This is a genomic window from Athalassotoga saccharophila (assembly GCF_009936215.1).
Taxonomy (GTDB): Bacteria; Thermotogota; Thermotogae; order Mesoaciditogales; family Mesoaciditogaceae; genus Athalassotoga; species Athalassotoga saccharophila.
In genome coordinates, this window is sequence record NZ_AP019551.1 from 40,928 (window position 1) to 62,879 (window position 21,952).

Genomic DNA, 21,952 nt, shown 5'->3' on the forward strand with positions numbered 1-21,952 from the left:
TCGATCAACTTACAATCGTTATTTCAGACTCAAGTTCTACTCCAAATCTCTCTCTCACCCTCTTGACTACCTCTTCGTAAACTGCTTTGAAATCCTCAAAGGTCGCATTTCCAACGTTGATGAAGAAACCTGCGTGGAGTTTTGAGACTTCTACGCCTCCGACACGGTATCCTTTCAAATTGGCATTGTCTATTAACCTTGCGGCATACTCATTGGGCGGATTTTTGAAAACACATCCAACGCTTGGGAAGGTTATCGGCTGGGTACTTCTTTTTCTCGACCAATTTTTTAGACTTTTTTGGAGTACCTCTTCCTTATTTTTTGCGAATTGGAGTTTTAAGACGCATTTTTTTATCCACATGCGTTTTTCATGAAAGACGGAATGCCTGTAGGAAAAATTCAAATCCTCTGCTTTCATTTCAAAGGTCTTTCCTTCTTCATTTATGACCTCAACGCTTTCAACACATTTTGATATCTCGCCATCGAAGGCGCCGGTGTTCATGAAGATCGCACCGCCGATAGTGCCCGGGATGCCGATCGAGAATTCAAGACCTGAAATGCCACGCTTTATAGTTTCTGAAAGCAGAATCGAAAGTTTTACCCCGCTCTCCGCGATAACGTATTCCCCGTCAAATTCGTATTTGTTGAGATTTGAGGTCAGGATAAATGGAATTTTTATTCCGTCCCTTACGACTGTGTTGGATCCCCCGCCAATGATCTTGAAATCTTTCTTGTTTTCGAGGAAATAAATCAGCAGATCTTCGAAGTGCAATAGATCAAGAGGCTTTATCACCTTCGCTTTTCCGCTCATTCTGAAAGTTGTCAGATCGCTTAAGTCCATCTCTACTTCCGTTACTTTCCTTACCTCCGCTCCCGCTGATAACAGATTGTCCGTATTCGCACACCTCCTTAAAGGTGCAGGACATACATCTTGGATTTCTCGGTAAACAAACTGTCTGTCCGAAATTGACCATCGCTCCATTCAAACGCTTGCGGTATTCTTCCGGCACTATCTCCGTTAAGGCCATTTCAGTTTCGAAGGGTGTTTTAGTCTTTACGATCCCAATCCTGTTGGCAATTCTGTGTACATGCACATCAACTGCAATAACAGGAAGATCGTAAGAAACAGCCAGAACTATGTTAGCCGTTTTCCTACCGACTCCGCTGAATTTTATGAGATCATCCAATGTAGATGGAACCTTCCCATCCCATAGATCGACGATCTCACGAGCGATATTGACTATCCGCTCCGCTTTTTGTTTGTACATTCCCACCGACCTTATGAGCCTCTCCACCTCTGAGATTTCCGCTTTGGAGAGTTCGTACGCCGTCGGGAACTTTGAAAAGAGAGCCCGCGATGCCTTCGCTGTATTGGCATCGCGTGTTCTCTGACTTAAAACCGTACTTATAAGAACTTGAAAAGGATCTTTTGTTTCTTCTTTTCTCGGATACTTTTCTATTATACACAAAAGTATCCTTTTTGATAACTCTTTATCTATCATTTAGTTTCGGATATCATCTTCGTTATAGCAGATATTATATCAGATGTTGAGTCATTTGTTGTAACATTCGTAAGAATATTGTGGTTCCAATCTTTAACGTACTCCTCGGCCGTCGCTTTCTGAGTTGGATTCGTGAATGCGTACTCGTAAACAGCCTTCAACTGTGAAAGGAACTGGACGCGTTTTGTCTCGAGTTCTTTGTATTGATTTATGAAATCCTGGGCATTGTTGTATATAGTCGTGTCTCCCTTGTACCTTTCGAGATCTGCGACATTCCACTCGTAGGCAGGTTTGAATATCGCAAGCGTGTCGTTGACAGTTGTTAGAGCCTCAGAATACATGTGATTGTCTATGAAATTTTGAGCGAGGGAGGTAAAGATTCCCATCGTGTTTGTTGGAATTGCCCAGAAAGTTTTTTGCATGTAATAACCTGCCCAGACATATTTTTGAGCGATCTCTTTGATCTTGGCATAAGTGGTCGCGTCGAGAGGAGCATTTTGGAGTATGTTGTTTATGTATTCCGAGTAGACCTGATTCCACCCAGAATACCTGTTCCATCCTCCAGGAAGGATGAAGATCAATTGATCGTACCAATGTTCCATCTGGGTAAAGGCCTGCTGGGCAAGTTCGTCATGCTTTTGAATTAGCGCTTCGAATTGAGATTTGAACTTTGGATATTTACTTATCGCATTTTGATATATAGACGCCTGCGATCTGTTCATGCTCGACAAAAGCGCGGAGAATTGACCTATGAGCCTGTAAGAATTTTTCTCCGCAAAGGACTCGAGAGAGGTCTTTAGATAATCTATGCCGTCCTGATACATCTGCATCTGAACGAGTTGGTTTATATTCAAAGAATTCCACAACTCGACAAGTGGTATACCCGAATTGACCATACTCGCTATCAAATCGTAATCTCCCTCGTAATTGAGATTCTTGAACTGGGGATGAATAAATTGTGTTATGTCATTTCGACCGTAGAAGAGATCCTTTAAAACGTTAAGTTGAGCCGAGGTCGATCCAGAGGACAATGCCTTGTTCAACTCGTTTATTATCTCCTGATCTCTTTGCGGGAAGGTTGCAAGAAGGCCAAGGTAAAATTCAGAGGTACCGTACGTGTTGTCCCACCTTACCGAATTGAGGAAATCGTCCTTTGCACCGATATAGGATTGATTTTCGTAATCGTTGAACTGGTTTATAGCGGTCTGAATGCTTTGAAGGTTCGAGTTCAATTGATTCATTATCTGGTTATATTCTTGCTGCCTTTGAGATTCGAGTTGGATGGAAGCCTGCGTCTGGTTAAGACCGGGATTAGCGGCAAGAAATTGTTGAATTCTCGACTGTATATAGGTTTGTGGATTCAAATAGGCGTAATTTCCACTGTAAGATTTTAACTGGTTAATTTCATTTTGAACGGCATTTAACTGGTTGTTAGCCTGAGACGCCGCATTTTGGTAGGCACTTATGTACTGGTAATTCGTGTTTCCGTAAAGGAAATAAACCTCGCTCACGAAATACATATTCATGAGGATCATGACACCGGCCGAGATTATCAAAGAGGCAAGAGAGGAGACAGCGAACTTCGCCTTGTTTAAAACGATCTTCCACGTCAGATCTCCATCTTTATTGAAGTAATCGGAGACCAAAAAGGCAAGAAGAATAGTCAAAGTCATCGAATCCGGCATGAGATGTTCTGCAAAGGAATACATGCTCGTTATCAGAGTGACCATCGATCCCGCGGAGATGAGCATCATAAGAAGCGCATCGTCCGAATCCTTCTTCTTTAAGACTCTAAGCACAAACCACAAAAGGCTTCCAAGCGCAAAGGCAAGAGTCAAAATTCCAACGAGTCCGGTCTCGCCGAGCAATTGAACGTAATCGTTGTGTGCTTTCATGAAGTTGTTCCACGCTATCATAAGGGATGGATGGTGCTCGATCGAAACTCCAAGATAGTAGAGAAAATCCGTTCTGTAAGTTCCAAGGCCTTGACCTATTACGGGGTGATCTTTCCACTGGTAGACAGATGCCCACCATGCAAGGAACCTTTGCTGTGCGGTCCCGGCATTTGAAAGTGCCTGCGTTGATGAACTAACCCTACCGGTAAGAGAGAAGGAATTTCCGGTGAATGGACCCGGGATAGAATACAAAAACATTTCTACAAAAACCGCTATGATAAAGATTACAAGCAATGTGGTAGATAATTTCCTTAATTTTTTACCTATATCGTCTATCTTCGAATCTTCTTTTTTGACTTTGAAATTCTGGTAATACGTGTAAAGAAGCGCCAAAAAGACCACAGAAAGAGGTATTGCTATGAAGACTCCCCTTGTCTGGGAAAAGATTATAACGGCAACCATAAGTATTGCCTCTATAGTCGCCAAGATCTTTATGATCATCAATTTTCTGTAAACTTTATCCTTGTCCTTTGATGTATCGTATCCGAGGGTTCTCGATGAGATAAAGTATATCGCCACAAAGAGCAAAACACCGAGGTAATCTGGAACAAAGTCTGGATTTCCTATCGTAGCCCTTACATTATCCCTGAGATAAGGAGTCCCTATGTGACCGAGCCATATGTCCCATCCCGCGTAAAAATTCAAAAAGGAATCAAGTACTATAAATCCAGCACTTATAAGAAGCATTCCGAGGATATTTATCATTATCCTCTTGTCTTTTATCCTGTTCACGAGGTAGACGACGAAGAGGAATGTCATTGCAAAGTAAAGCACCCACATTCCAGAGAACCTCAAATATGGGAAGTTCTCTATCATAACACTTATCAAAGAAAGGGCCGTGGCAATCGTGAAAAGGCCCCATCCTATTGCGGGAAGTGGGATGTTTATATTTACCTGCTTCTGCCTTCTAAACTCCATTATGACGGCAAAGAACAAAATGAAGATCAAAATCGTGAAAAATGCGTATTTTTGTGTGCTGTACTCGTAGGTTATAGGACCAATTGTGACTATTGGAATGAAAAGTGTTATGAAGTACAGAAGGTACTCTTCAAACTTTGAAATAGATGGTTTAGACTTTACCTGTGTGGCCATTCTTCATCTACCTTTCCTTCGATCTTTTTTGAAATTATACCATTTATAAGACTCTTATTTTCACCCGTTTAGTTCATGGCTCAATTCGTAGATAAATGGAAAGAACCGGTGCGAAGATAGATCCATCTTTACAAGATCGGGAATGAATGAGACATTTTTTATCCTTTCGCCCGGCCATTCCCTGTAAAATCCGAAGGGATCTATGTGGACGGCCCTTATGCCGGCCCGATTTGCTCCAAGAATATCAGTGTAAAACATATCGCCAAAGAAGATCGCTTCATCGGCAGAAATCGAAAGTTCGCTAAGGGCCCTTTTGAAGATCGCCGGATCTGGCTTTTCTATGCCGACGATTTGAGAATCGTATATCTTATCCATAAAAGGTGCAATTCCAGTCTCTTTGAGTACTTGTTCAACCCTTCCATCTGAATTGGATATGACAGACATCGAATATCCCATGTTCTTCAAGATCTTGAGCGTCTCTATTACCCAGTCAAAGGTATAGGCCCACAGATTTTTGATTTTGTCCCTCTCATTCGTTTTTTCTATTAAAATCCTTACAGTCTCCTTTGACTTCGTAAAGGCACCGAAAAGTGCCTCGAGAAGATTACCCTCTATAAGTGTAACCCTTTCCTTCATGCTTTTGTCTATCAGGTAATCTATCTCGTAAACTCTTTTGAGTATATCCTCCTCTTTTGCATCTATTCCGTATCCTTTCATTAAATTCGAAAGCCAAAAGAGGTCCGGGAAGACAAGAGTCCCCCCGGCATCGAGCAATATGTATGGCCTTTTCATGCTTTTTTACCTTTCAGAAGGTAATATTTCACGAAATCGTTAACTACAAAGGAGAAAAACGCCGACATTCCTATCACAATCAAAGTATCAGTTATCGGGATAGGCTTAAGTCCCGGGAACCCAAAGGTAACAAGGAGAGCGACCGCTATCATGTCTATTATCGTTATGTAAAATAAGGATTTACTTGGGAAGGAATACCAGAAATGACCTCTTTCTCTAACGACAAAGACGGTCATCATACCAAAGTAAAAGAGAATGCTAAAAGAAAAGGTCTTTAAAAGTTCGTAATCTCGAGAAATCCCGAGAGGGCCCAATCCTATGTAAAGAATGGCGAGAGACTCCAAAACAACGAGTATCCCAAGCACTATCGATGATTTTACAAGACCAGTTATGTTCCATGTATCGGGCTTCTTTGACCATCTCGCATTATCAGTGGATATTGAAAGCGTTACGAAGTCTATGACGAAGAGCAAAAGCACGACGTCAAAGGCCGAAACTATAAAACGACCCGTTAACAAAAATGCCGCCACGACAAAGACAACTATCTGGAAGGTTTTTACGACCTTGTTGAAGATCCATGTTAAAATCCTTTGATATATCTGTCTTCCAACCTTGACGAGATCGACTATGTTTCCGAGTCCTTCTCCGGTCAAGACAACGCTTGCCGCACCCTTTGCGACGTCTGTAGCACTGCTGACGGCTATACCAACCTCGGCCTGTTTCAAAGATGGAGCATCGTTAACACCGTCGCCGGTCATACCGACTATATGACCCTTCCTTTGCAAACTTTTCACTATGGAATATTTGTCCTGCGGGTAAATTTCGGCAAATCCATCGCTCTTTTCGGCGATCTCGGCAGCCTTATCGGGATCTTCTTCCACCAATTTTTCGAATTCCTTCGATGCGGTTATGGAATCCGAGAGGCCAACCTGACGTGCCGTCTCTTGGGCTATTGGAAGAGCGTCACCGGTCAACATCTTAACCGATATCCCTAAGTTCTTCAATTCACCTATCAATTTCTTTGCGTCAGGCCTTGGCATATCGTAGAGGGCCACGAGTCCGACTATTTTAAGTTTATTATCTTCTCCCATTGCAACGGCAAGGGTCCTATATCCCTTGGAAGCGTATTCAACGGTCTTTTTGTTCAAATCGTCGATATTCGAGTTGGTAAGTTCTGCGATCACGTTAACGGCACCCTTAACGACACGGAAGGTCTTTCCGTCATGTTCAATTACGGCCTCAGTTCTTCTTGTTTTGGGATCGAAAGGGGTGAAGGACTTCTGGCTAAATCCATCTGTTGATATCTTTTTCTCCTTTAGCGCATTCAAAAAGGCAAGATCTATCGGATCGTGGTTCGCTTCCTGAGAGGCGAGGGATCCGTAAAGTATGACGGTATTTTCATCAAAACCACTCATCGGGATAACGCCGGCAACGGAGAGTTTATTCATCGTTATCGTGCCGGTTTTATCCGAGCAGAGCGTGTCCATCGTCGCCGCATCTTCGGAAGCGCTAAGCCTTGTTACAAGCACACCACGTTTGACAAGTTCCATAGAACCTATCGCCATGCTTATAGTGAACATGGCCGGCAAAGCAACCGGAATAGAGGAGGCCAAAAGCACAAGGGCCAAGGCAACAACGTCGAATAGATTTATTCCGAGGAATATCGCAACGACAAATGCGACTGCTAAGGCTACTCCGACGATTATCAAAAGCCATTTCACAACGGATGAGATGACATCTTCGGTGTGAAGCCTCGGCTTTGCAACCTGAACGAGTTCAGTTGTCTTTCCAAAATAAGTCTTGGTTCCTGTCAAAACGACGATGGCAGTCGATTCTCCTGACTTGACAATGGATCCAGAAAAAAGCATGTCTGACTTTTCCTTCGAGACTGTCAAAGACTCTCCCGTCAGGGCCGATTGATCTACTTCGACCTGGCCGTCTATCAATTTAAGATCTGCCGGGACAAAATCTCCTGCCCTAACCCTGACGATATCGCCGGGCACAAGTTCACGTGCCGGAATCATCTCCCATTTACCATCTCTGAGAGTTCTCGAATTTATCTGTAATTGCTTTTTCAAAGCGTCTACCGCTTTTGATGCTCTTTGTTCCTGGAAGAAGCCAAGAACGGCATTCAACAAAAGCAACGCTATGATCACGTACATATCGATCATTTTGTTCAAAATGATCGAAAGAACGATCACAGCCTCCAGCATCCACGCCGTCAATCCCCAGAATTTCTTGGCAAAACTAAGGTATGGATTGGGCTTTTTTTCGGGTACTTCGTTGTAGCCATAAATTTTTACACGGTTTTCTACTTCCTCTTTCGACAAACCCTTGCTTGGATCTGTCTCTAACTCTTTTAGAAGATCATCAACCGGCATCTTTTGATAATCTTTTTTTGCGTCTTTTACGTCCTCTGCCATTTTTTCACCTTTACTTTCTTTCTATAATTTAAAAATACACATAACTCACCCGAAATAATCTCAGATAAGTTGGCATACGAAATTGAAATTACCAAGATCTACTTATTTGATCTCACTTTGAAAAGGCCTTCATCACCTTTGACATATCATCGTCAAATGATTTGGCATCTTTTTGACTGTTTTCGGAGATTATAAGTTTCTCAAGCAAATCATACCCTACAGTTATGTACTCAACGCCGCTGCTTACGAGAAAATCGAGTTGATCGGTGGTCTTTACACTCGCCGCAAGCAATTTCGTCCTCGTTTTGGAAAGTAAATTTAAAATTGTCTTAACGATTCCCTTTGCATCCATTCCATTCGATTCCATCCGGTTGAAATACACCGCCACATAGTCTGCGCCGAGAGAAGACCACGCTATCGCCTGAGAGGGCGTGTATACAGCCGTCGCGCACACGCTGTATCCACGATCTACAAGAGATCTTGCGATCTCTATGCCCCCCGAAACAGACGGTATTTTTATTATGAGTCTCGACATGTCCAAACTTTCAATCTCTTCAAGAACCTTTTCGGGTTTTTGAGATGGAATCTGCGCGAAAACCTCTCCATCGCACATGTCCAACAATTTCGAATAAAAAGATCTCAAATTCTTGTATTCTTTCCAGACCTCTGCACTCTTTAAAAGCGTTGGATTGGTCGTTATTCCATGGACATACCCCAAAGCGAGGGCTTTTTTGATCTCATCTATTTTGGCCGAATCGATGTATAACTGCATGATATCATCTCCTTTACCATTTTACAGATATCTCTTCTGCCATTTGCCATCTTTTATAAATTGAATCGATATTTTCCGCAGGTTCAAAAAGATCGAATTCTTTTTTCAGAGGCAAAGCCTCGCTAAGATCATTTCTTACCTTCGACATCAAAAAGGCACCGTAAGATGTCATTTCGTGAAATTTTGATCTTTCAACCTTCAAATTCGTGACATTCGAAAGTATCTGAACGAGCAAAGAATTTTTCGATCCACCACCATCGACGCGTATGGTCGAAAGGCTCAATCCACTTTTTTTGAAGGTATCTATAACCTCGGCCACCGAAAAGGCCATCGATTCTATTACCGATCTTATGATATTCGCTCTTGTGTGAGAAGAATTCATCCCCACAAAAAGCGCCCTCGCTCCTGGAGCCCATCGCGGTGATCCAAGACCGTCCAGAGCCGGAACAAAATAAATTCCATCGCTTTTTGCCGGCCGCGCGAGTTCTTCTATTTCTACCTCATCTTTTATAAGGGATATCCTCTTTAGCCAATTTATCACCTCTCCGCTTGAGAGGACAGATCCTTCAAATGCGTAATCGACAGTTCCATTCATCGACCATGCGACTGTTTTCAAAAGTCCGTCAAATGGAGGGGTCTTCGAGTTCTTCGCGTTGACGAGTATAAATGCTCCCGTTCCGTAGGTACATTTAACCTCGCCCGAATTAATGCATAGATTGCCCATCAAAGATGCTTGCTGATCGCCTAAGACGGCGACAATCTTTCCATATTTGGAATTTCCAAAATCTCCATTCGAATTTATAACTTCGGGCATCGAAAACAAGGGTATTTTAAAGACTTCAAGCAACTCTTTGTCCCAATTCATCGTGTTTATATCGAAGACCATCGTGCGCGATGCGTTGGACGGTTCTGTGAAATGATTTCCCGTTAATTTCCAGACAAGGTATGCATCTATCGTTCCAAACTTCAAATGAGGACTTCCGACGCGCTTTTTTACCTCCTCAACATTTTCTATCATCCATGATATCTTGGAGGCAGAAAAATAAGGATCGATCAAAAGGCCAGTCTTTGCCCTCACGATAGGCTCATAACCTGCGTCTTTTAACTCTTTGCAAAGGCTCTGGCTTCTTTTATCTCTCCAGACTATCGCGTTGTAAAGAGATCGTCCGTCTCTGTCGTCCCACGCGACAACGGTCTCGCGTTGATTTGTTATTCCAATCTTACTCGGAGTACACCCACATTGATCTATGGCATCTTCTATCGATTCGAGAGTCTTTGAAAAGATCTCTTCGGCATTTTGCTCGACCCACCCAGAAGATGGATAGATCGCCTTAAGTTGCCTGTTAGACGAAGAAATGATATTTCCGTTTTCATCAAAGATAATTGCCCTTGTGCTTGTTGTACCTTCATCTATAATGAGCGTGTAATCCATCTTATCCTCCCTTACCGCAAATTCCATCCTCGCATTCCATCTTTATCTCGGAAAGTACGCTTTCACCGACGGGATTTTTTATCCCTCCAAGGTGGTATGCAACATGCATGTGAAGACATTTCACGTGCCTGAAGTCCTTTATTCCTCCCATTCCTCCCTTAAAAAGGTCTTTAACGTTCTCATCGACAAAACTTTTAATTTTTTCGTTGGCCTTTAGATGTGCCTCTATCTGCAAATCGAGTAATTCTTTTGAATTCGAAAGAATTTCTTCATACCTTTTTATTCCGCCGTTACTTTCTATCTTCGAAATCTCCGATCTCATAAATGGACAGGTAAGCCAGTAAAGTGTTGGAAAAGGTTTCCCATCCAAAATCGGAAAGGATCTTATGACAACAGGAAATCCAAAAGAACAACGCCTTACGACCTCTGACACATTTTTGGGAATTCTATTCAACTGGATTGAAACAACTGACAAATCCTCCAATTCTATCATTTGTTGAGCATCCTTTCGAGTGCTTCGATTATTATAGAAAGACCGGTGTGGTTTTCCCCTCCCCTTGGAAGGATGATATCGCAATCGTACTTTTGCGGTTCTATGAAACTTCTAAAGGCCGGCGCGACAAACCTTCTGTACTGAAATATTATAGACTCGATAGATCTTCCGCGCTCCTTTGTGTCTCTTTCGATCCTTCTTATCAGTCTTTCATCGGCATCCTCATCAACGTAGATGGCCAGATCGAAGAGTTTCCTTATCTCCTTTTTGTATATGACAAGAATCCCTTCGACTATAATAAGATCGCGTGGTTCAACGTGAATAGTCTTAGATGTGTCCCGTCTATAGGTTACAAAACTGTAATTTGGAACCTCTATCGCCTTCCCATTTTTAAGATCGACAAGGTGCGAAAGGAAGAGATCGAAATCAAAGGCAGTTGGCGCATCGAAGTTGACATTTCTCGGATCCACGCCTGGCTCTAAGTCTTTGTAATAACTGTCCATGTTGATACATACCGCTCTGTTCGAAAATCTATCAAGAATTTTATTCGCGACAGTGGTCTTTCCGGCCCCACTGCCACCTATTATCGCAACGAATGTACTCATATCTCACCTCTCGAAATTATAACATATACTGAATCAACTTTAAATTTATAATATATGGCGATATACCTTGATAAGGAGTGAATAACGGAATGTAAATTGATAATTGAAAATTAAAAATTGAAAATTGTCCATTTTCAATTCTCAATTTTTACTACGTATTACCTGCTATCGTCGTGTTATAATTAATTGAGGTGATCTATGGCATACAAAGATGTGATACTCAAGTATCTTTCCCATATATCCCCGAAAGAAATCGCAGAGTTTGTAGGAGTTGATTCCGAAACAGTCGAGAGCCTTTCAGAGGAGATAAAAGACATACGAATCGCAGATTTGCACGCGGACTTTGTCCTTCGAACAGAAGATAAGATTTTGCACGTTGAGTTCCAGCAGGAAATGAGAAGAGATGATCTGAACAGATTTTACGTATACAATGCATTGCTTACAAGAGAATTTGACAGGGTCATTGACACATACATAATCTATCTTGGAAATGTCAAGATACCACCTCAAATTATCTCAGGAAAGATAGTAAGGTTCGAGCCCGAGGTAATAAGAGTGTCCGAGATGGATGCAAAGGATGTACTCGAGAAGGCAAAAAGCGGGCAGGGGAATATAATCGCGATGGCATTGATGCCTCTTATGAGGAACTGTGACAAAGAGGATATCGTTGAATTAGTCGATACCGAGGCTACGATGAAGATTCCCGAAGGGTTAAAGGCCGATATACTTACATCGACTCTTTTGATGACCCTTACGGTATACGATGAGGATTTTGTGAAGGAATTAAAAAGGAGGTTGACTGAAATGTACGATGTAGATATTTTCAAAGAAGACCGACAAAAATTGCTTGAACAATTTGAAAAAGAAAGGCAAGCAGCCATTACAGAAGGAATTATAAAAGGGAAATTAGAAGGAAAAATAGAAGGAAAAATAGAGACATTAAGAGAAAGTGTCTCAAGGCTTTTACTTGCCAAATTCAAGGAATTATACACATTGCAAATGAGAGAGGCTGTTAACAAGGCACCAGAGGATGTGCTTGATTACATAATGGATCACATTTTCGAAATCAGTCTTGAAGATGTCAAGAAAATTCTCTTTATCTCGTGAGATAACCAGTCAAGGTTAACAAATTGGGGTTTATGAGAAGTGAGTAGTAAAGAGTAAACAGTTTTAATTGTCCATTTTCAATTCTCAATTTTTACTACGTATTACCTGCTATCTGCCACCCGCTACCTACTACCTGCATTTAGGAATTTTTTCAACGCGCGTTGAAAGATCTTTTGAGGTGATCGAATGCATACAGGGCTTTACGACGCAACGATGGGAATGCTTGTCGATCAGGCACAGGTAGACATGATATCGAACAATTTAGCCAATGTGAACACCTATGGATTTAAAACCGATTCCATGACCTTTGCCGCGACAATGCAAAGAGAACTTTACAAGGAAATCGTGCCTTCAAAATTCTCACCTATAGGAAAAATGACAAATGCCGTTGTCGTGAATTCAGTCCTTCCAAATATGAGTGAAGGCGCACTTCAACAGACAGGTAGAAAATTAGACTACGCGATAGACGGAAGCGGTTTTTTTGCCGTCAGAGATGGAAATCAAATTCTCTACACAAGAGATGGGAGTTTTAACATTTCTCCAGACGGTGAACTTGTCGATAATATGGGTAGAGAGGTACTCGGTGCGGCACTTCAGCCAATAATGGCAGACAGCGGACAAGCACCGGCCGTTTTTAACGTTGCTAATCCTTCCTATCTTCAAAAGGTTGGTGGAAATGCCTTTGTGTCAACTGCCCAGAGTGGACCTTTCATCCTTGATCCAAATGGAAAAGTGATGCAAGGGTACCTCGAGACATCGAATGTCAACGCCGTCAAAGAAATGGTTGATTTGATAAATGCATTTCAGAATTACCAGATAGCGCAAAAGGCTATAACAACTCAGGACTCAATGATGACAACGGGAATAAATGTAGGTAGCGTAACGTAAAGGAGGTCAAAATGCTTAACTCACTTTCAACAGCGGCAACGGGCATGAATGCCCAGCAATTCATGATAGACACGATATCGAATAATTTAGCCAACGCCAACACAACGGCATTTAAAGAGAGCAGGGCCGAATTTGCCGATCTTGCCTATCAAAATCTTTACATAGCCGGCACACCAACATCCCAAAACACTCAATCCCCAACTGGTCTCTACGTTGGCCATGGAACGAGGCTTGTCGCGACAAACCGTTTATTTACACTCGGAAGTCTTTCTTCGACTGGCAATCCTCTCGATCTCGCGATAGACGGAGACGGTTTCTTTCAGGTTCAACTTCAAAATGGACAGATAGGCTACACAAGAGATGGAAGTTTTAACCTCGATGGTCAGGGAAGGCTTGTGACAAGTGATGGATATGTAGTCGTTCCAAATATAGTGATTCCTCAAAACGCTGAATCGATAAACATAGCGCCAAATGGCACCGTGACCGTAACCCAGCCAGGTGGTACCCAGACTCAGGTTGGTCAGATCACGCTTGTGAGATTTTTGAACCCTGCCGGATTGGAATCGATAGGAGACAACCTCTACGTGGCAACTCCGGCATCGGGTCAACCAATTCAAGGCATTGCGAATCAGGACGGCTTTGGAGCGCTCAGACAGGGCTATCTCGAGACTTCAAATGTCAATGTCATCCAGCAAATGGTAGACATGATAAATGCCGAGAGGGCTTACGAATTTGATTCGAAAGTTATCCAGACTTCAGATCAGATGTTACAGGATGTGGCAACACTCAAGCAATGAAGAAATTTTTAGCCATTATCATTTTGATTTCAATTGAAATTTACGCCTTTGGCCTTGGAATAGAACTCACACTCAAATCGAGCACGACGGTTTCATCGGAATATGTAACACTTTACGATCTCGCTTCAACGTTCACAGGCGTATCCGTATCAGACCTTAAAAATTTCATCGTCGCCTTTGCGCCACAACCCGGAACATATTATTACCTTGATGCTCAAAGCATAAAAATAAGGGCTGAACAATCTATAAAATGGCTGAAGGTTATTCCAACCTCAAAAGAGATAATGGTTTATTCTACTGAAGTGCCAGTTGATCTTTTGAAAATTCAAAATGCGATCGCGTCAAAGGCGGGAACTTCAAATATTTTCGTTGTAAACTTCCAGCCTACGGGAATTCGCAATTCAAATTACGATATAGAGGTAAGTAATATCTCTCAATTCGGTCAGAATTGTTTCGCGCTTGTCAAAGTCATTTCTGGCCAAAACGTATCTTATTCGAATGCCACATTCGAGATAGGCAGGATAGGAATTGCAAAATCTTTCGATGATATATCCCGAATCGCCGCGGCAGATCTTGGAAAGGGAATAACTCTGACAGATGTTTCAAAGGTTCAACTTCCCAAGTTCGATGAATTAGCAGTTGGAAGACCATTCAAAATTTCTGGCAAAATGGTAGGCGTTCCGGTCAACGTGATCAAAGATGGAAAAGTTATAGATGCGAAAATCATCAAATACGTGCCCGAGGAAATTGAAAATGTCATCGTGGCATCTGTCGATATAAATTACGGACAAAGAATAACTGCCGATATGATAAAGCAAATGCCAATGGACGTTTACGCGACGACCACGGCATACGCGACGATTCCTTCGAGAATAATTGGAAATCTTACCTTATGGTCATTCAAAGCAGGACAAATAATATCGCCACTTGGCATTTCCACGCCTCCAGACGTTATGGCAGGACAGATAATCGTTGCCTATGTCTCTTATAACAGTCTGACGGTAACAACCTTTGTAAGGGTCATGCAAAATGGTTATATCGGCCAGATTATACCCGTAAGAAATATAGAAAATGGTTATTTGATGTACGGCCTTTTGGAAAGCGGGCCCAAAGTGAAGATTTACGGAGGTAATTCATGAAAAAATTCATCATTTTATTTCTTTTTATTTCGATCTTCTCATTTGTCTTTGCCGACTCTTTATGGGAAAGTTCAACCAATTCTAATTTCAAAAATCTTTTTACCCTTCCGGTCGCGAGCAAGGTTGGAGACACAATAACTGTCATGATTTACGATACGACGAATACCTCCTACTCTTACAAAAATCCTAATTACACGGGAGGAATACTCTCAATAATAGGAGGGCTTATAAAGTCTGTGACCAATTTCGACATATCAAAATTACTTCCCACAAGTTCACCTTCATCTTCCATCAACACCAATTCCATCTCCTCACAAAATCAGTCACAATTTGTAACGACACTCTCTGCCGTTGTCACAAAGGTTTATCCGAACGGGAACCTTGAAATAACTGGAAAGAGAGATATAAAGATAGACAATTCGATGAGGGAGATACAGATAAAAGGCATAGTAAATCCAAATGATATTCAGCCCGGGAATATAGTCAATTCTTCAAATATAGCAGATCTTGAAATATGGTACGATGGTAATGTCGTCTTTCAAGAAGGCGTTCAAAATGACAGATGGATAACATGGTTTATGAATTCTTTGGCATCTTTGATCTTTTAAAGGGGCGATTTAATTGAAAAAGATATCGATCTTTTTTATCACTTTGGTAATTTTAATTTCAATCGTACTCGCGGCTGGCGATGTCGTGACGATACAGGACATAACTAAAATAAGAGGTGCTATGGACAACCAATTGTTTGGTGTGGGAGTTGTCGTTGGACTGAATGGAAATGGAGACAGTGGCCCTGTTCCATCTGAATTGATCGCGAATATGCTCAAAAACTTCGGCGTCGTCGTCGCACCATCGGATCTCAATTCAAAAAATTCGGCGCTTGTCATGGTAACGGCTAATATACCTCCATTTTACTATCCCGGAATGAAATTGGGAGTTACGGTCTCATCGATAGGAGATGCGAAAAGCCTTCAGGGAGGAGTTTTACTTGAAACCCCTCTTTACGGTGCCGACGGCAATGTGTACGCCGTGGCTCAAGGTCAACTTTCGATAGGTGGATTCAACACGAATCAAAGTGTTTCACTTCAACAGAGGTATTCTCTTGTCGCGACAATTCCAGATGGCGCGATAGTTCAAAAAGAGATTCCATCCAGCATAGTTAAGGCCGGCATCGTGACATTGCTTCTTAACAAACCAGACGTTGTGACGGCCGCAAGAATTGCACAGGCGATAAATTCAAAGTTCCAGTCCAACATAGCGATAGCCTCCAGCGCCGGAGCCGTTGATATACAGGTGCCAAATGCTTTTACAAACAATCTAATAGATTTTCTTGCCATAGTTGAACAAATTCAAGTCATTCCAAACCTTCCACAGGAAATCGTCATAAATGAAAGAACGGGCACGGTCATCTTTGGAGGAGACATAACTCTTCCAGATTTCACGATGAGTTACGGAAATTTCTCCATATCGATCGTCAACGGTCAATTACAAAATGGTAGCAGTTCTTCTGGAAATACACTCGCAGACCTTGTCAACGCACTTAAAGCCCTTGGCGCCACACCGCAGGACATAATCGCCATAGCAGAGGCCCTTCACAAAGCCGGAATTCTTCAACAAAATGTGGTGATAATGTGATCATCTCTCCTTTGAGTTTGATGAATTCATCGAATATACAGGATTTGCCAAAAAATGAACAATTAAAAGTCGTCTCGGCCCAGTTTGTCTCTCTTTTACTGTCAGAAGTCTTTAACGAGATGGAAAAGGGAATATACAAATCAAACCTTGTACCGGACCAATTCGGTGAATCTTGGTACCGCCAATGGCTTATGGATATCTACGCGCAGGACGCGGCCGGGCAAAATTTTGGACAATTAGTTAAACTCGTCGAAACTCAGATTTCAAAAAATCCTTACAAGGAGTTGCCTGACAGAACGGAAAATTTCTCGACAAAATGATCCGGAAAATAGGATAATTTCGCCTTTCTAAGTCCTTCGTCTCCGAGGTCTTGTTCTCTGTTTACAAACATGCCGGGATTAAGGTTATTTTTACAAAAGAGATTATTTATTGCCACGTAAATTCCCTCATAGGCTTTGTTTGCCTTCTCGATATGAATGACAAAGGTGTTTTGATTTAACATCTCTCCGAGCGTGAAGGCCTGTATCTCTCCATCTATGAGGATCATTGCCCCCTTTAATTCGAGTTCATCGAAATTTTCAAGGGCAAGTTTTGTGGCCTCAAATTCGTCTAAAAGGTTCATATCGTCTTTGCATCTTTTCTCCTCGCACCATTTTTTGGCAAGTTCAACAGCCGAGATCGCGTCTTTTCCAGTCATTGGGAGGTATTGGTAATGGTACATTTTTAAAAAATTGGAAAGATGGTTTCTTTTTGAATGGTACTTTCTTCCCGCAAGATTTATAAGATCCTCTGCTTTGTAAACGTAATCGAATTGATCTCTCGATGGAATAATTTTAAAATCATCGTTCAGAAGTGACGTGAATTTTTTCGCAACTCGGTCAAAAACTATTTCCGAGTTGTGAGATGATATCCATGAAGAAAGGCTTTTGAGATCGTCTATTTCCAATTTTCCTACAGTCTCCAAAAAATAAGGTCTATCGCCACACATAAAAAGGACCGTATCTTTGAAAACAGTCCATCTAACCTTGAGATGGTCTTTCCATATAAAAAGGTTTGTAAAGTTCATCTCCGAATTTTCCGGCTGGTAATTCCATATGCGATCCTTCAAAAATCTTCTGTCTCCTATTTCTATTTCTTTGAATTCTGGAAATTTTGGAATCATTCTCCACCTCTCAAATATGATATACTATTAAAAATGAAAATGAATATCAATAAATTATACCAAAAAAGGAGGGATTTTTGTGGATCCTCTATTCTTGTCGAGACTTCAGTTTGCAGTAACTACAGCCTTCCACATGCTCTGGCCTCTTTTGAGCATAGGATTGAGTTTTATGATGGTCATTCTCGAGATTCTCTGGCTTAAGACGAAGAATGAGGTCTACTACAGACATGAAAGGTTCTGGTCGAAGATCTTCCTTCTAACCTTCGGCATAGGAGTTGCGAGCGGGCTGGTGCTTGAATTCGAATTCGGCACAAATTGGGCAGGATTTTCTCAAGTTGTCGGAGGCTTTTTTGGGAATATACTTGGATTTGAAGGTTCAATGGCCTTTGCACTCGAGGCCGCTTTCCTGGCCCTCTTCATTTTTGGATGGGGCAGAATATCTAACAGGGCACATCTCGTATCGACTATAATGGTGGCATTTGGAGCGTCACTTTCTGCTTGGTGGATAATGGACGCGAATTCGTGGATGCAAACACCAACCGGTGTTAAAATCGTCAACGGATCCGTCGCATCGATAAATTACCTTCAGGCAATTTTGAATCCATTTGCCACGATCTCGTTCTGGCACATGTGGATTGCCTGCATAGAAACAACTATATTTTTTGTAGCGGGAATAAGCGCTTACTACATATTGAAAAATCAAAACACCGAATTCTTTCTCAAAATATTCAAAATATCCGTTATAATCGCGATTTTTGCCACCCCGCTTCAGGTCTACCTCGGAGATCTCTCGGGAAAGGCCGTTGGAGATTACCAGCCGGCCACTCTTGCGGCGATGGAATCACATTGGAATACAAATCCTGCCGGTACGGGCGCCACATGGCATCTTATTGCCATACCCGACAGATCGAAAGAGACGAATTCATTTGTCATAAACATGCCTATACCCGGTCTTATGAGTTTTCTCGATACCGGATCATTCACGGCTCAGGTCAAAGGTCTCAAAGATTTTCCACCCGAGGATAGAGGACCCATAATTCTGCCATTTTACTCTTTTAGATTGATGGTTCTCATAGGATTTATAATGGTCTTCATGATGCTATGGGCTTTGTGGTACTGGGTAAAGGGATATTTAAAGTACGAGAACACGTCAAAACATAAATGGTTCTGGAAAATATGGTACTGGGGCTTTCCCCTTGGCTTTATAGCGACAGAACTTGGATGGATAACCCGTGAGGTCGGAAGGCAGCCGTGGATAATATACGGAATAATGAGAACTTCCGAAGGCGTCTCAAATCTCACGACAGCACAGGTAATGGTCACATTGACAGCCTTTATAGCAACGTACGTTTTGCTTTTTGTCCTCTTTATCGTGTTTGTACGTAAGATAATAAAAGCAGGCCCAGATCTCAAAAGCCCGCTTCCTATGAAAGAGGCGAAAGAAAATGCATGAATTTCTCGCAGATCTCTGGTTTTTCATCCTCGCATTTGAACTTTTCATGTACGTGATCTTGGATGGCATGGATCTTGGCATAGGCGTGTGGGCACTCTTTGACAAAAATGAAGATCACATCTCAACAAGTTTAGCCATAATAGGCCCATTCTGGGACGCAAATGAAACGTGGCTTGTAATGGCCGGAGGGATTCTTTTTGGCGCATTTCCGGCAGTTTACGCAATCGGTGCGAATGCTCTCTACATCCCGATAATGATTTTAATCTTTGGTCTTATCTTCAGGGCCGTGGCCATAGAGTTCAGAGATCATGCCAAGAATAAAAGACTTTGGGATGTTCTCTTCGGCCTTGGAAGTCTCGCGGCGATCTTTGGTCAGGGCTTTGCCGTGGGAGGGCTATTCGGAGGGATAAAGATAGGGCCACATGGATTCGCGGGAAGCCCGTGGGACTTTCTGACGCCATTTTCATTCATACTCTCCTTTGGTTTCCTTTTTGGATACATGATGTTAGGGGCTTCGTACACGGTATCAAAAACGGAAGGAGAAATCCAAAGGGCAAATTACACAAGGGTTATAATTTCGGCCATACTCTCGACGCTTCTTACCGTTACGGGCCTAATCTTGCTTCACTTCTTAAACCTTCCCGAAATGAAGATGTGGTTTTCGAGTCCCGACGAATACATTCTCGCCATCCTTTACATTCTTGCCGCATTCATAATATTAATGATAATCCTCAATGCTTTTACAAAGAAACACGAAAAGGGACTATACATGTGGGTTTCATTACTCGTAATCGATATGTTTGTCGCCGGCGTCTTCGAGGTCTTCCCTTACATAGTTCCTCCAAATATAAAAATAGTCGACGTTGCTTCGCCGGATGAAAGTTTAATAGCGATGCTTATCGGAATAGGGATGGTTATACCCGTTATACTCGCATACAACTTTTACGTAAAAAAGCATTTCAGAGGAAAGGTCAAAAAAGGGGCATCTTATTATTAAAAAAGGCGTACGATGTACGCCTTTTTACATTATATTTATATTATATAAGGTGAGAGGTTTCTGTATCCTAAGATCAGACCTTTTTTCACCTTTTCTACGCTTCCTTCCCACACCGGATCTTCGTGCTCTATGCTTATCACGCCATTATAACCGTTATCGTAAAGCGCAGAGATGAATGATTTCCAGTCTATTTCTCCAAGGCCTGGCAATCTGTACCTCCACCATCCCTTTCCATTCTTAAAAAGAGGCCCAAAGATGCCGTTATCGTAGAGGCCATCCTGAAGAATCTGGGTATCCTTTGCGTGGGTATGGACTATTTTATCGGCAAATTCGTTGACGACATCGACGTAGTCTATATCTAACCAGTAAAGGTGTGACGGATCAAGGTTTAATTTGAGATCCGGCAAGATTTCGAAAATTTCTCTCCACAAAGCGGGAGAATAGAATAAATTTCCTTGAACTCCTTCTTTTTGCCATCCAACCATCGGGCAATTTTCTATCATTATCTCGACCTTTTTTCTTTTAGCATACTCGATTATCGGAGGGAAGACCTTCTCTATCTCCTTCATATTTCCGATTACGTCTTTTGTTATATCTCTACCTATAAAAGTGCCTACATATTTGACCCCAAGCAAATTAGCGGCGTCTATGACTTTTTTTAGATGATCTATGTGCGCATTTCTCACATTCAAATCGGCGTCTAAATTGTTATCGTAATAGGCAAGGGAAGATATCTCGATTCTGTATTTTTTGAAAAGTTCTTTGAATTCATTTGCCTTTTTCTCATCCAAATTCTTTACATCGAGAGTAGAGGAGGCATAATCTCTTTTGTTGTCAATTGGCCATGCTCCCACCTCGAGCGCCTGAAATCCCTGATCTGATGCCCATTTAACTGTTTCATCAAGCCCTAAATTTCCGAGAGCAACTGTTAGAAAGCCTAATTTCACCTTTTACCACTCCTTCATGAATTTATCTTTTTAAGATTTTCAAAACTTATCTTGATACTTTCGAACGGATCCCTGTTGCACTTGTCCTGCTCGACTATAAGCCATTCAACATTCGATCTCTTTGACTCTGCCACTATGCCGTGAATATCCATTATACCGGTCCCGACCTCGGCAAAATCCCTTCCGACTCTCTCCATGTCTTTTATGTGAATCAAAGGCATTCTACTTCCAAGTTTTTTTATGTAAGTTATGGGATCGGCTCCGGCGTATTTCAGCCAGTAGACGTCTACCTCGAAATAGACGAATTCTGGATCGGTATTTTCTATGAGCAGGTCAAAGCCATAAGTCCCATCGAACCTTTCAAATTCGTGTGCATGGTTGTGATAACAAAATCTAAGTCCATTTTCCCTGCACACTTTTCCTATACCGTTAAGTTCCTTCGCAAAGGAGATGAAATCTTCCTTTCCGGAATACTTTTGCCATGGACAAACTATGAAATGATTTCCTATCTTTATATTGTAATCTATAACATCTTTGAGATCGTCGCGAAGAGTATCGATGGAGACATGACTTCCGGCCGCCTTCATGTTCAATTCGTCGAGTAAGGATTTAAGATCCTCGGCCTTCATATTTCCATAACCTGCAAATTCCACTCCCTGATAGCCAATCTTTGCAACCTTTCTGAGAGTGCCTGTAAAGTCCTTAGATGCGTATTCACGCAGGGTGTAAAGTTGAAGCGCTACCGGTATCATTCACGCACC

The 21,952-nt window shown here is 41.9% G+C and carries 21 protein-coding genes; 9 read left to right on the forward strand and 12 right to left on the reverse strand.

What is annotated here, in order from left to right:
• Nucleotides 1-4 precede the first annotated feature (4 nt).
• The 9 genes from murB to udk all read right to left on the reverse strand — a co-directional run bounded on the left by murB (nucleotide 5) and on the right by udk (nucleotide 11,066).
• On the reverse strand, nucleotides 5-841 hold the full coding sequence (murB, locus tag ATHSA_RS00205; protein ID WP_161847186.1) for a UDP-N-acetylmuramate dehydrogenase: 837 nt from the start codon (nucleotides 839-841) through the stop codon (nucleotides 5-7).
• Nucleotides 777-1,502, reverse strand: coding sequence for an endonuclease III domain-containing protein (locus tag ATHSA_RS00210; protein ID WP_161847187.1), 726 nt, complete (start codon nucleotides 1,500-1,502; stop codon nucleotides 777-779). The genes murB and ATHSA_RS00210 overlap by 65 nt, the downstream gene beginning before the upstream one ends.
• On the reverse strand, nucleotides 1,499-4,549 hold the full coding sequence (locus tag ATHSA_RS00215) for an O-antigen ligase family protein (protein ID WP_161847188.1): 3,051 nt from the start codon (nucleotides 4,547-4,549) through the stop codon (nucleotides 1,499-1,501). Before ATHSA_RS00215 ends, ATHSA_RS00210 begins: the two co-directional genes overlap by 4 nt.
• 60 nt (nucleotides 4,550-4,609) lie before the next feature.
• Complete coding sequence (locus tag ATHSA_RS00220; protein WP_161847189.1) at nucleotides 4,610-5,341, reverse strand: HAD family hydrolase; 732 nt, start codon at nucleotides 5,339-5,341, stop codon at nucleotides 4,610-4,612.
• Nucleotides 5,338-7,764, reverse strand: coding sequence for a plasma-membrane proton-efflux P-type ATPase (locus tag ATHSA_RS00225; RefSeq protein WP_161847190.1), 2,427 nt, complete (start codon nucleotides 7,762-7,764; stop codon nucleotides 5,338-5,340). Before ATHSA_RS00225 ends, ATHSA_RS00220 begins: the two co-directional genes overlap by 4 nt.
• A 112-nt stretch (nucleotides 7,765-7,876) precedes the next feature.
• On the reverse strand, nucleotides 7,877-8,536 hold the full coding sequence (locus ATHSA_RS00230) for a transaldolase family protein (protein ID WP_161847191.1): 660 nt from the start codon (nucleotides 8,534-8,536) through the stop codon (nucleotides 7,877-7,879).
• A gap of 13 nt (nucleotides 8,537-8,549) precedes the next feature.
• Nucleotides 8,550-9,968 (reverse strand): FGGY-family carbohydrate kinase, encoded by a 1,419-nt coding sequence (locus tag ATHSA_RS00235; protein WP_161847192.1) that lies wholly within the window; start codon nucleotides 9,966-9,968, stop codon nucleotides 8,550-8,552.
• A 1-nt stretch (nucleotide 9,969) separates the two neighbouring features.
• Entirely contained in the window at nucleotides 9,970-10,461 is a 492-nt protein-coding gene (locus ATHSA_RS00240) for a DUF501 domain-containing protein (RefSeq protein ID WP_161847193.1), read from the reverse strand.
• A complete protein-coding gene (udk, locus tag ATHSA_RS00245; protein ID WP_161847194.1) occupies nucleotides 10,458-11,066 on the reverse strand; it encodes a uridine kinase in 609 nt (202 codons plus the stop codon). Before udk ends, ATHSA_RS00240 begins: the two co-directional genes overlap by 4 nt.
• Nucleotides 11,067-11,264: 198 nt before the next feature.
• Here udk and ATHSA_RS00250 point away from each other — a divergent pair, with 198 nt between their 5' ends.
• The 7 genes from ATHSA_RS00250 (at nucleotide 11,265) to ATHSA_RS00280 (ending at nucleotide 16,952) form a co-directional block, all read left to right on the forward strand.
• Nucleotides 11,265-12,173: an RpnC/YadD family protein gene (locus ATHSA_RS00250; RefSeq protein ID WP_161847195.1), complete on the forward strand. Its 909-nt coding sequence runs from the start codon at nucleotides 11,265-11,267 to the stop codon at nucleotides 12,171-12,173.
• Between the two features lie 186 nt (nucleotides 12,174-12,359).
• The gene (locus ATHSA_RS00255) at nucleotides 12,360-13,061 is read left to right on the forward strand and encodes a flagellar hook-basal body protein (RefSeq protein ID WP_161847196.1); all 702 of its coding nucleotides are present in this window, start codon (nucleotides 12,360-12,362) and stop codon (nucleotides 13,059-13,061) included.
• 11 nt (nucleotides 13,062-13,072) lie between these two features.
• Nucleotides 13,073-13,858 (forward strand): flagellar basal-body rod protein FlgG, encoded by a 786-nt coding sequence (flgG, locus tag ATHSA_RS00260; RefSeq protein ID WP_161847197.1) that lies wholly within the window; start codon nucleotides 13,073-13,075, stop codon nucleotides 13,856-13,858.
• The gene (gene flgA / locus ATHSA_RS00265) at nucleotides 13,855-14,997 is read left to right on the forward strand and encodes a flagellar basal body P-ring formation chaperone FlgA (RefSeq protein ID WP_161847198.1); all 1,143 of its coding nucleotides are present in this window, start codon (nucleotides 13,855-13,857) and stop codon (nucleotides 14,995-14,997) included. Before flgG ends, flgA begins: the two co-directional genes overlap by 4 nt.
• Entirely contained in the window at nucleotides 14,994-15,605 is a 612-nt protein-coding gene (locus tag ATHSA_RS00270; protein WP_161847199.1) for a flagellar basal body L-ring protein FlgH, read from the forward strand. The genes flgA and ATHSA_RS00270 overlap by 4 nt, the downstream gene beginning before the upstream one ends.
• A 13-nt stretch (nucleotides 15,606-15,618) precedes the next feature.
• On the forward strand, nucleotides 15,619-16,632 hold the full coding sequence (locus ATHSA_RS00275; RefSeq protein WP_161847200.1) for a flagellar basal body P-ring protein FlgI: 1,014 nt from the start codon (nucleotides 15,619-15,621) through the stop codon (nucleotides 16,630-16,632).
• Nucleotides 16,633-16,652: 20 nt separating this feature from the next.
• Nucleotides 16,653-16,952 carry a hypothetical protein gene (locus tag ATHSA_RS00280; protein ID WP_232060095.1) on the forward strand — a complete coding sequence of 100 codons (300 nt, stop codon included), beginning with the start codon at nucleotides 16,653-16,655 and terminating at the stop codon, nucleotides 16,950-16,952.
• Here ATHSA_RS00280 and ATHSA_RS00285 read toward each other — a convergent pair.
• On the reverse strand, nucleotides 16,907-17,794 hold the full coding sequence (locus tag ATHSA_RS00285) for a DUF2156 domain-containing protein (RefSeq protein WP_161847202.1): 888 nt from the start codon (nucleotides 17,792-17,794) through the stop codon (nucleotides 16,907-16,909). The two genes, ATHSA_RS00280 and ATHSA_RS00285, sit on opposite strands and share 46 nt — an antisense overlap.
• A gap of 79 nt (nucleotides 17,795-17,873) precedes the next feature.
• Here ATHSA_RS00285 and ATHSA_RS00290 point away from each other — a divergent pair, with 79 nt between their 5' ends.
• On the forward strand, nucleotides 17,874-19,247 hold the full coding sequence (locus tag ATHSA_RS00290; RefSeq protein WP_197739174.1) for a cytochrome ubiquinol oxidase subunit I: 1,374 nt from the start codon (nucleotides 17,874-17,876) through the stop codon (nucleotides 19,245-19,247).
• The gene (locus ATHSA_RS00295) at nucleotides 19,240-20,244 is read left to right on the forward strand and encodes a cytochrome d ubiquinol oxidase subunit II (protein ID WP_161847203.1); all 1,005 of its coding nucleotides are present in this window, start codon (nucleotides 19,240-19,242) and stop codon (nucleotides 20,242-20,244) included. Before ATHSA_RS00290 ends, ATHSA_RS00295 begins: the two co-directional genes overlap by 8 nt.
• Before the next feature lie 35 nt (nucleotides 20,245-20,279).
• On the opposite strand, the gene ATHSA_RS00300 is transcribed toward ATHSA_RS00295, so the two are convergent.
• Nucleotides 20,280-21,191, reverse strand: a complete 912-nt coding sequence (locus ATHSA_RS00300) for a sugar phosphate isomerase/epimerase family protein (RefSeq protein ID WP_161847204.1) — start codon at nucleotides 21,189-21,191, stop codon at nucleotides 20,280-20,282.
• 14 nt (nucleotides 21,192-21,205) lie between these two features.
• Complete coding sequence (locus tag ATHSA_RS00305; RefSeq protein ID WP_161847205.1) at nucleotides 21,206-21,943, reverse strand: sugar phosphate isomerase/epimerase family protein; 738 nt, start codon at nucleotides 21,941-21,943, stop codon at nucleotides 21,206-21,208.
• Nucleotides 21,944-21,952 lie beyond the last annotated feature (9 nt).

Excerpts from the sequence above, each read along its gene's own strand:
- ATHSA_RS00240 (WP_161847193.1), bottom strand. The coding sequence starts at position 10,461 with ATGATAGAATTGGAGGATTTGTCAGTTGTTTCAATCCAGTTGAATAGA.
- ATHSA_RS00210 (WP_161847187.1), bottom strand. The coding sequence starts at position 1,502 with ATGATAGATAAAGAGTTATCAAAAAGGATACTTTTGTGTATAATAGAA.
- flgA (WP_161847198.1), top strand. The coding sequence starts at position 13,855 with ATGAAGAAATTTTTAGCCATTATCATTTTGATTTCAATTGAAATTTAC.
- udk (WP_161847194.1), bottom strand. The coding sequence starts at position 11,066 with ATGAGTACATTCGTTGCGATAATAGGTGGCAGTGGGGCCGGAAAGACC.
- ATHSA_RS00250 (WP_161847195.1), top strand. The coding sequence starts at position 11,265 with ATGGCATACAAAGATGTGATACTCAAGTATCTTTCCCATATATCCCCG.
- ATHSA_RS00280 (WP_232060095.1), top strand. The coding sequence starts at position 16,653 with ATGAATTCATCGAATATACAGGATTTGCCAAAAAATGAACAATTAAAA.
- ATHSA_RS00305 (WP_161847205.1), bottom strand. The coding sequence starts at position 21,943 with ATGATACCGGTAGCGCTTCAACTTTACACCCTGCGTGAATACGCATCT.
- flgG (WP_161847197.1), top strand. The coding sequence starts at position 13,073 with ATGCTTAACTCACTTTCAACAGCGGCAACGGGCATGAATGCCCAGCAA.
- ATHSA_RS00255 (WP_161847196.1), top strand. The coding sequence starts at position 12,360 with ATGCATACAGGGCTTTACGACGCAACGATGGGAATGCTTGTCGATCAG.
- ATHSA_RS00230 (WP_161847191.1), bottom strand. The coding sequence starts at position 8,536 with ATGCAGTTATACATCGATTCGGCCAAAATAGATGAGATCAAAAAAGCC.
- ATHSA_RS00285 (WP_161847202.1), bottom strand. The coding sequence starts at position 17,794 with ATGATTCCAAAATTTCCAGAATTCAAAGAAATAGAAATAGGAGACAGA.
- ATHSA_RS00270 (WP_161847199.1), top strand. The coding sequence starts at position 14,994 with ATGAAAAAATTCATCATTTTATTTCTTTTTATTTCGATCTTCTCATTT.
- murB (WP_161847186.1), bottom strand. The coding sequence starts at position 841 with ATGGACTTAAGCGATCTGACAACTTTCAGAATGAGCGGAAAAGCGAAG.
- ATHSA_RS00225 (WP_161847190.1), bottom strand. The coding sequence starts at position 7,764 with ATGGCAGAGGACGTAAAAGACGCAAAAAAAGATTATCAAAAGATGCCG.
- ATHSA_RS00295 (WP_161847203.1), top strand. The coding sequence starts at position 19,240 with ATGCATGAATTTCTCGCAGATCTCTGGTTTTTCATCCTCGCATTTGAA.
- ATHSA_RS00220 (WP_161847189.1), bottom strand. The coding sequence starts at position 5,341 with ATGAAAAGGCCATACATATTGCTCGATGCCGGGGGGACTCTTGTCTTC.
- ATHSA_RS00215 (WP_161847188.1), bottom strand. The coding sequence starts at position 4,549 with ATGGCCACACAGGTAAAGTCTAAACCATCTATTTCAAAGTTTGAAGAG.
- ATHSA_RS00235 (WP_161847192.1), bottom strand. The coding sequence starts at position 9,968 with ATGGATTACACGCTCATTATAGATGAAGGTACAACAAGCACAAGGGCA.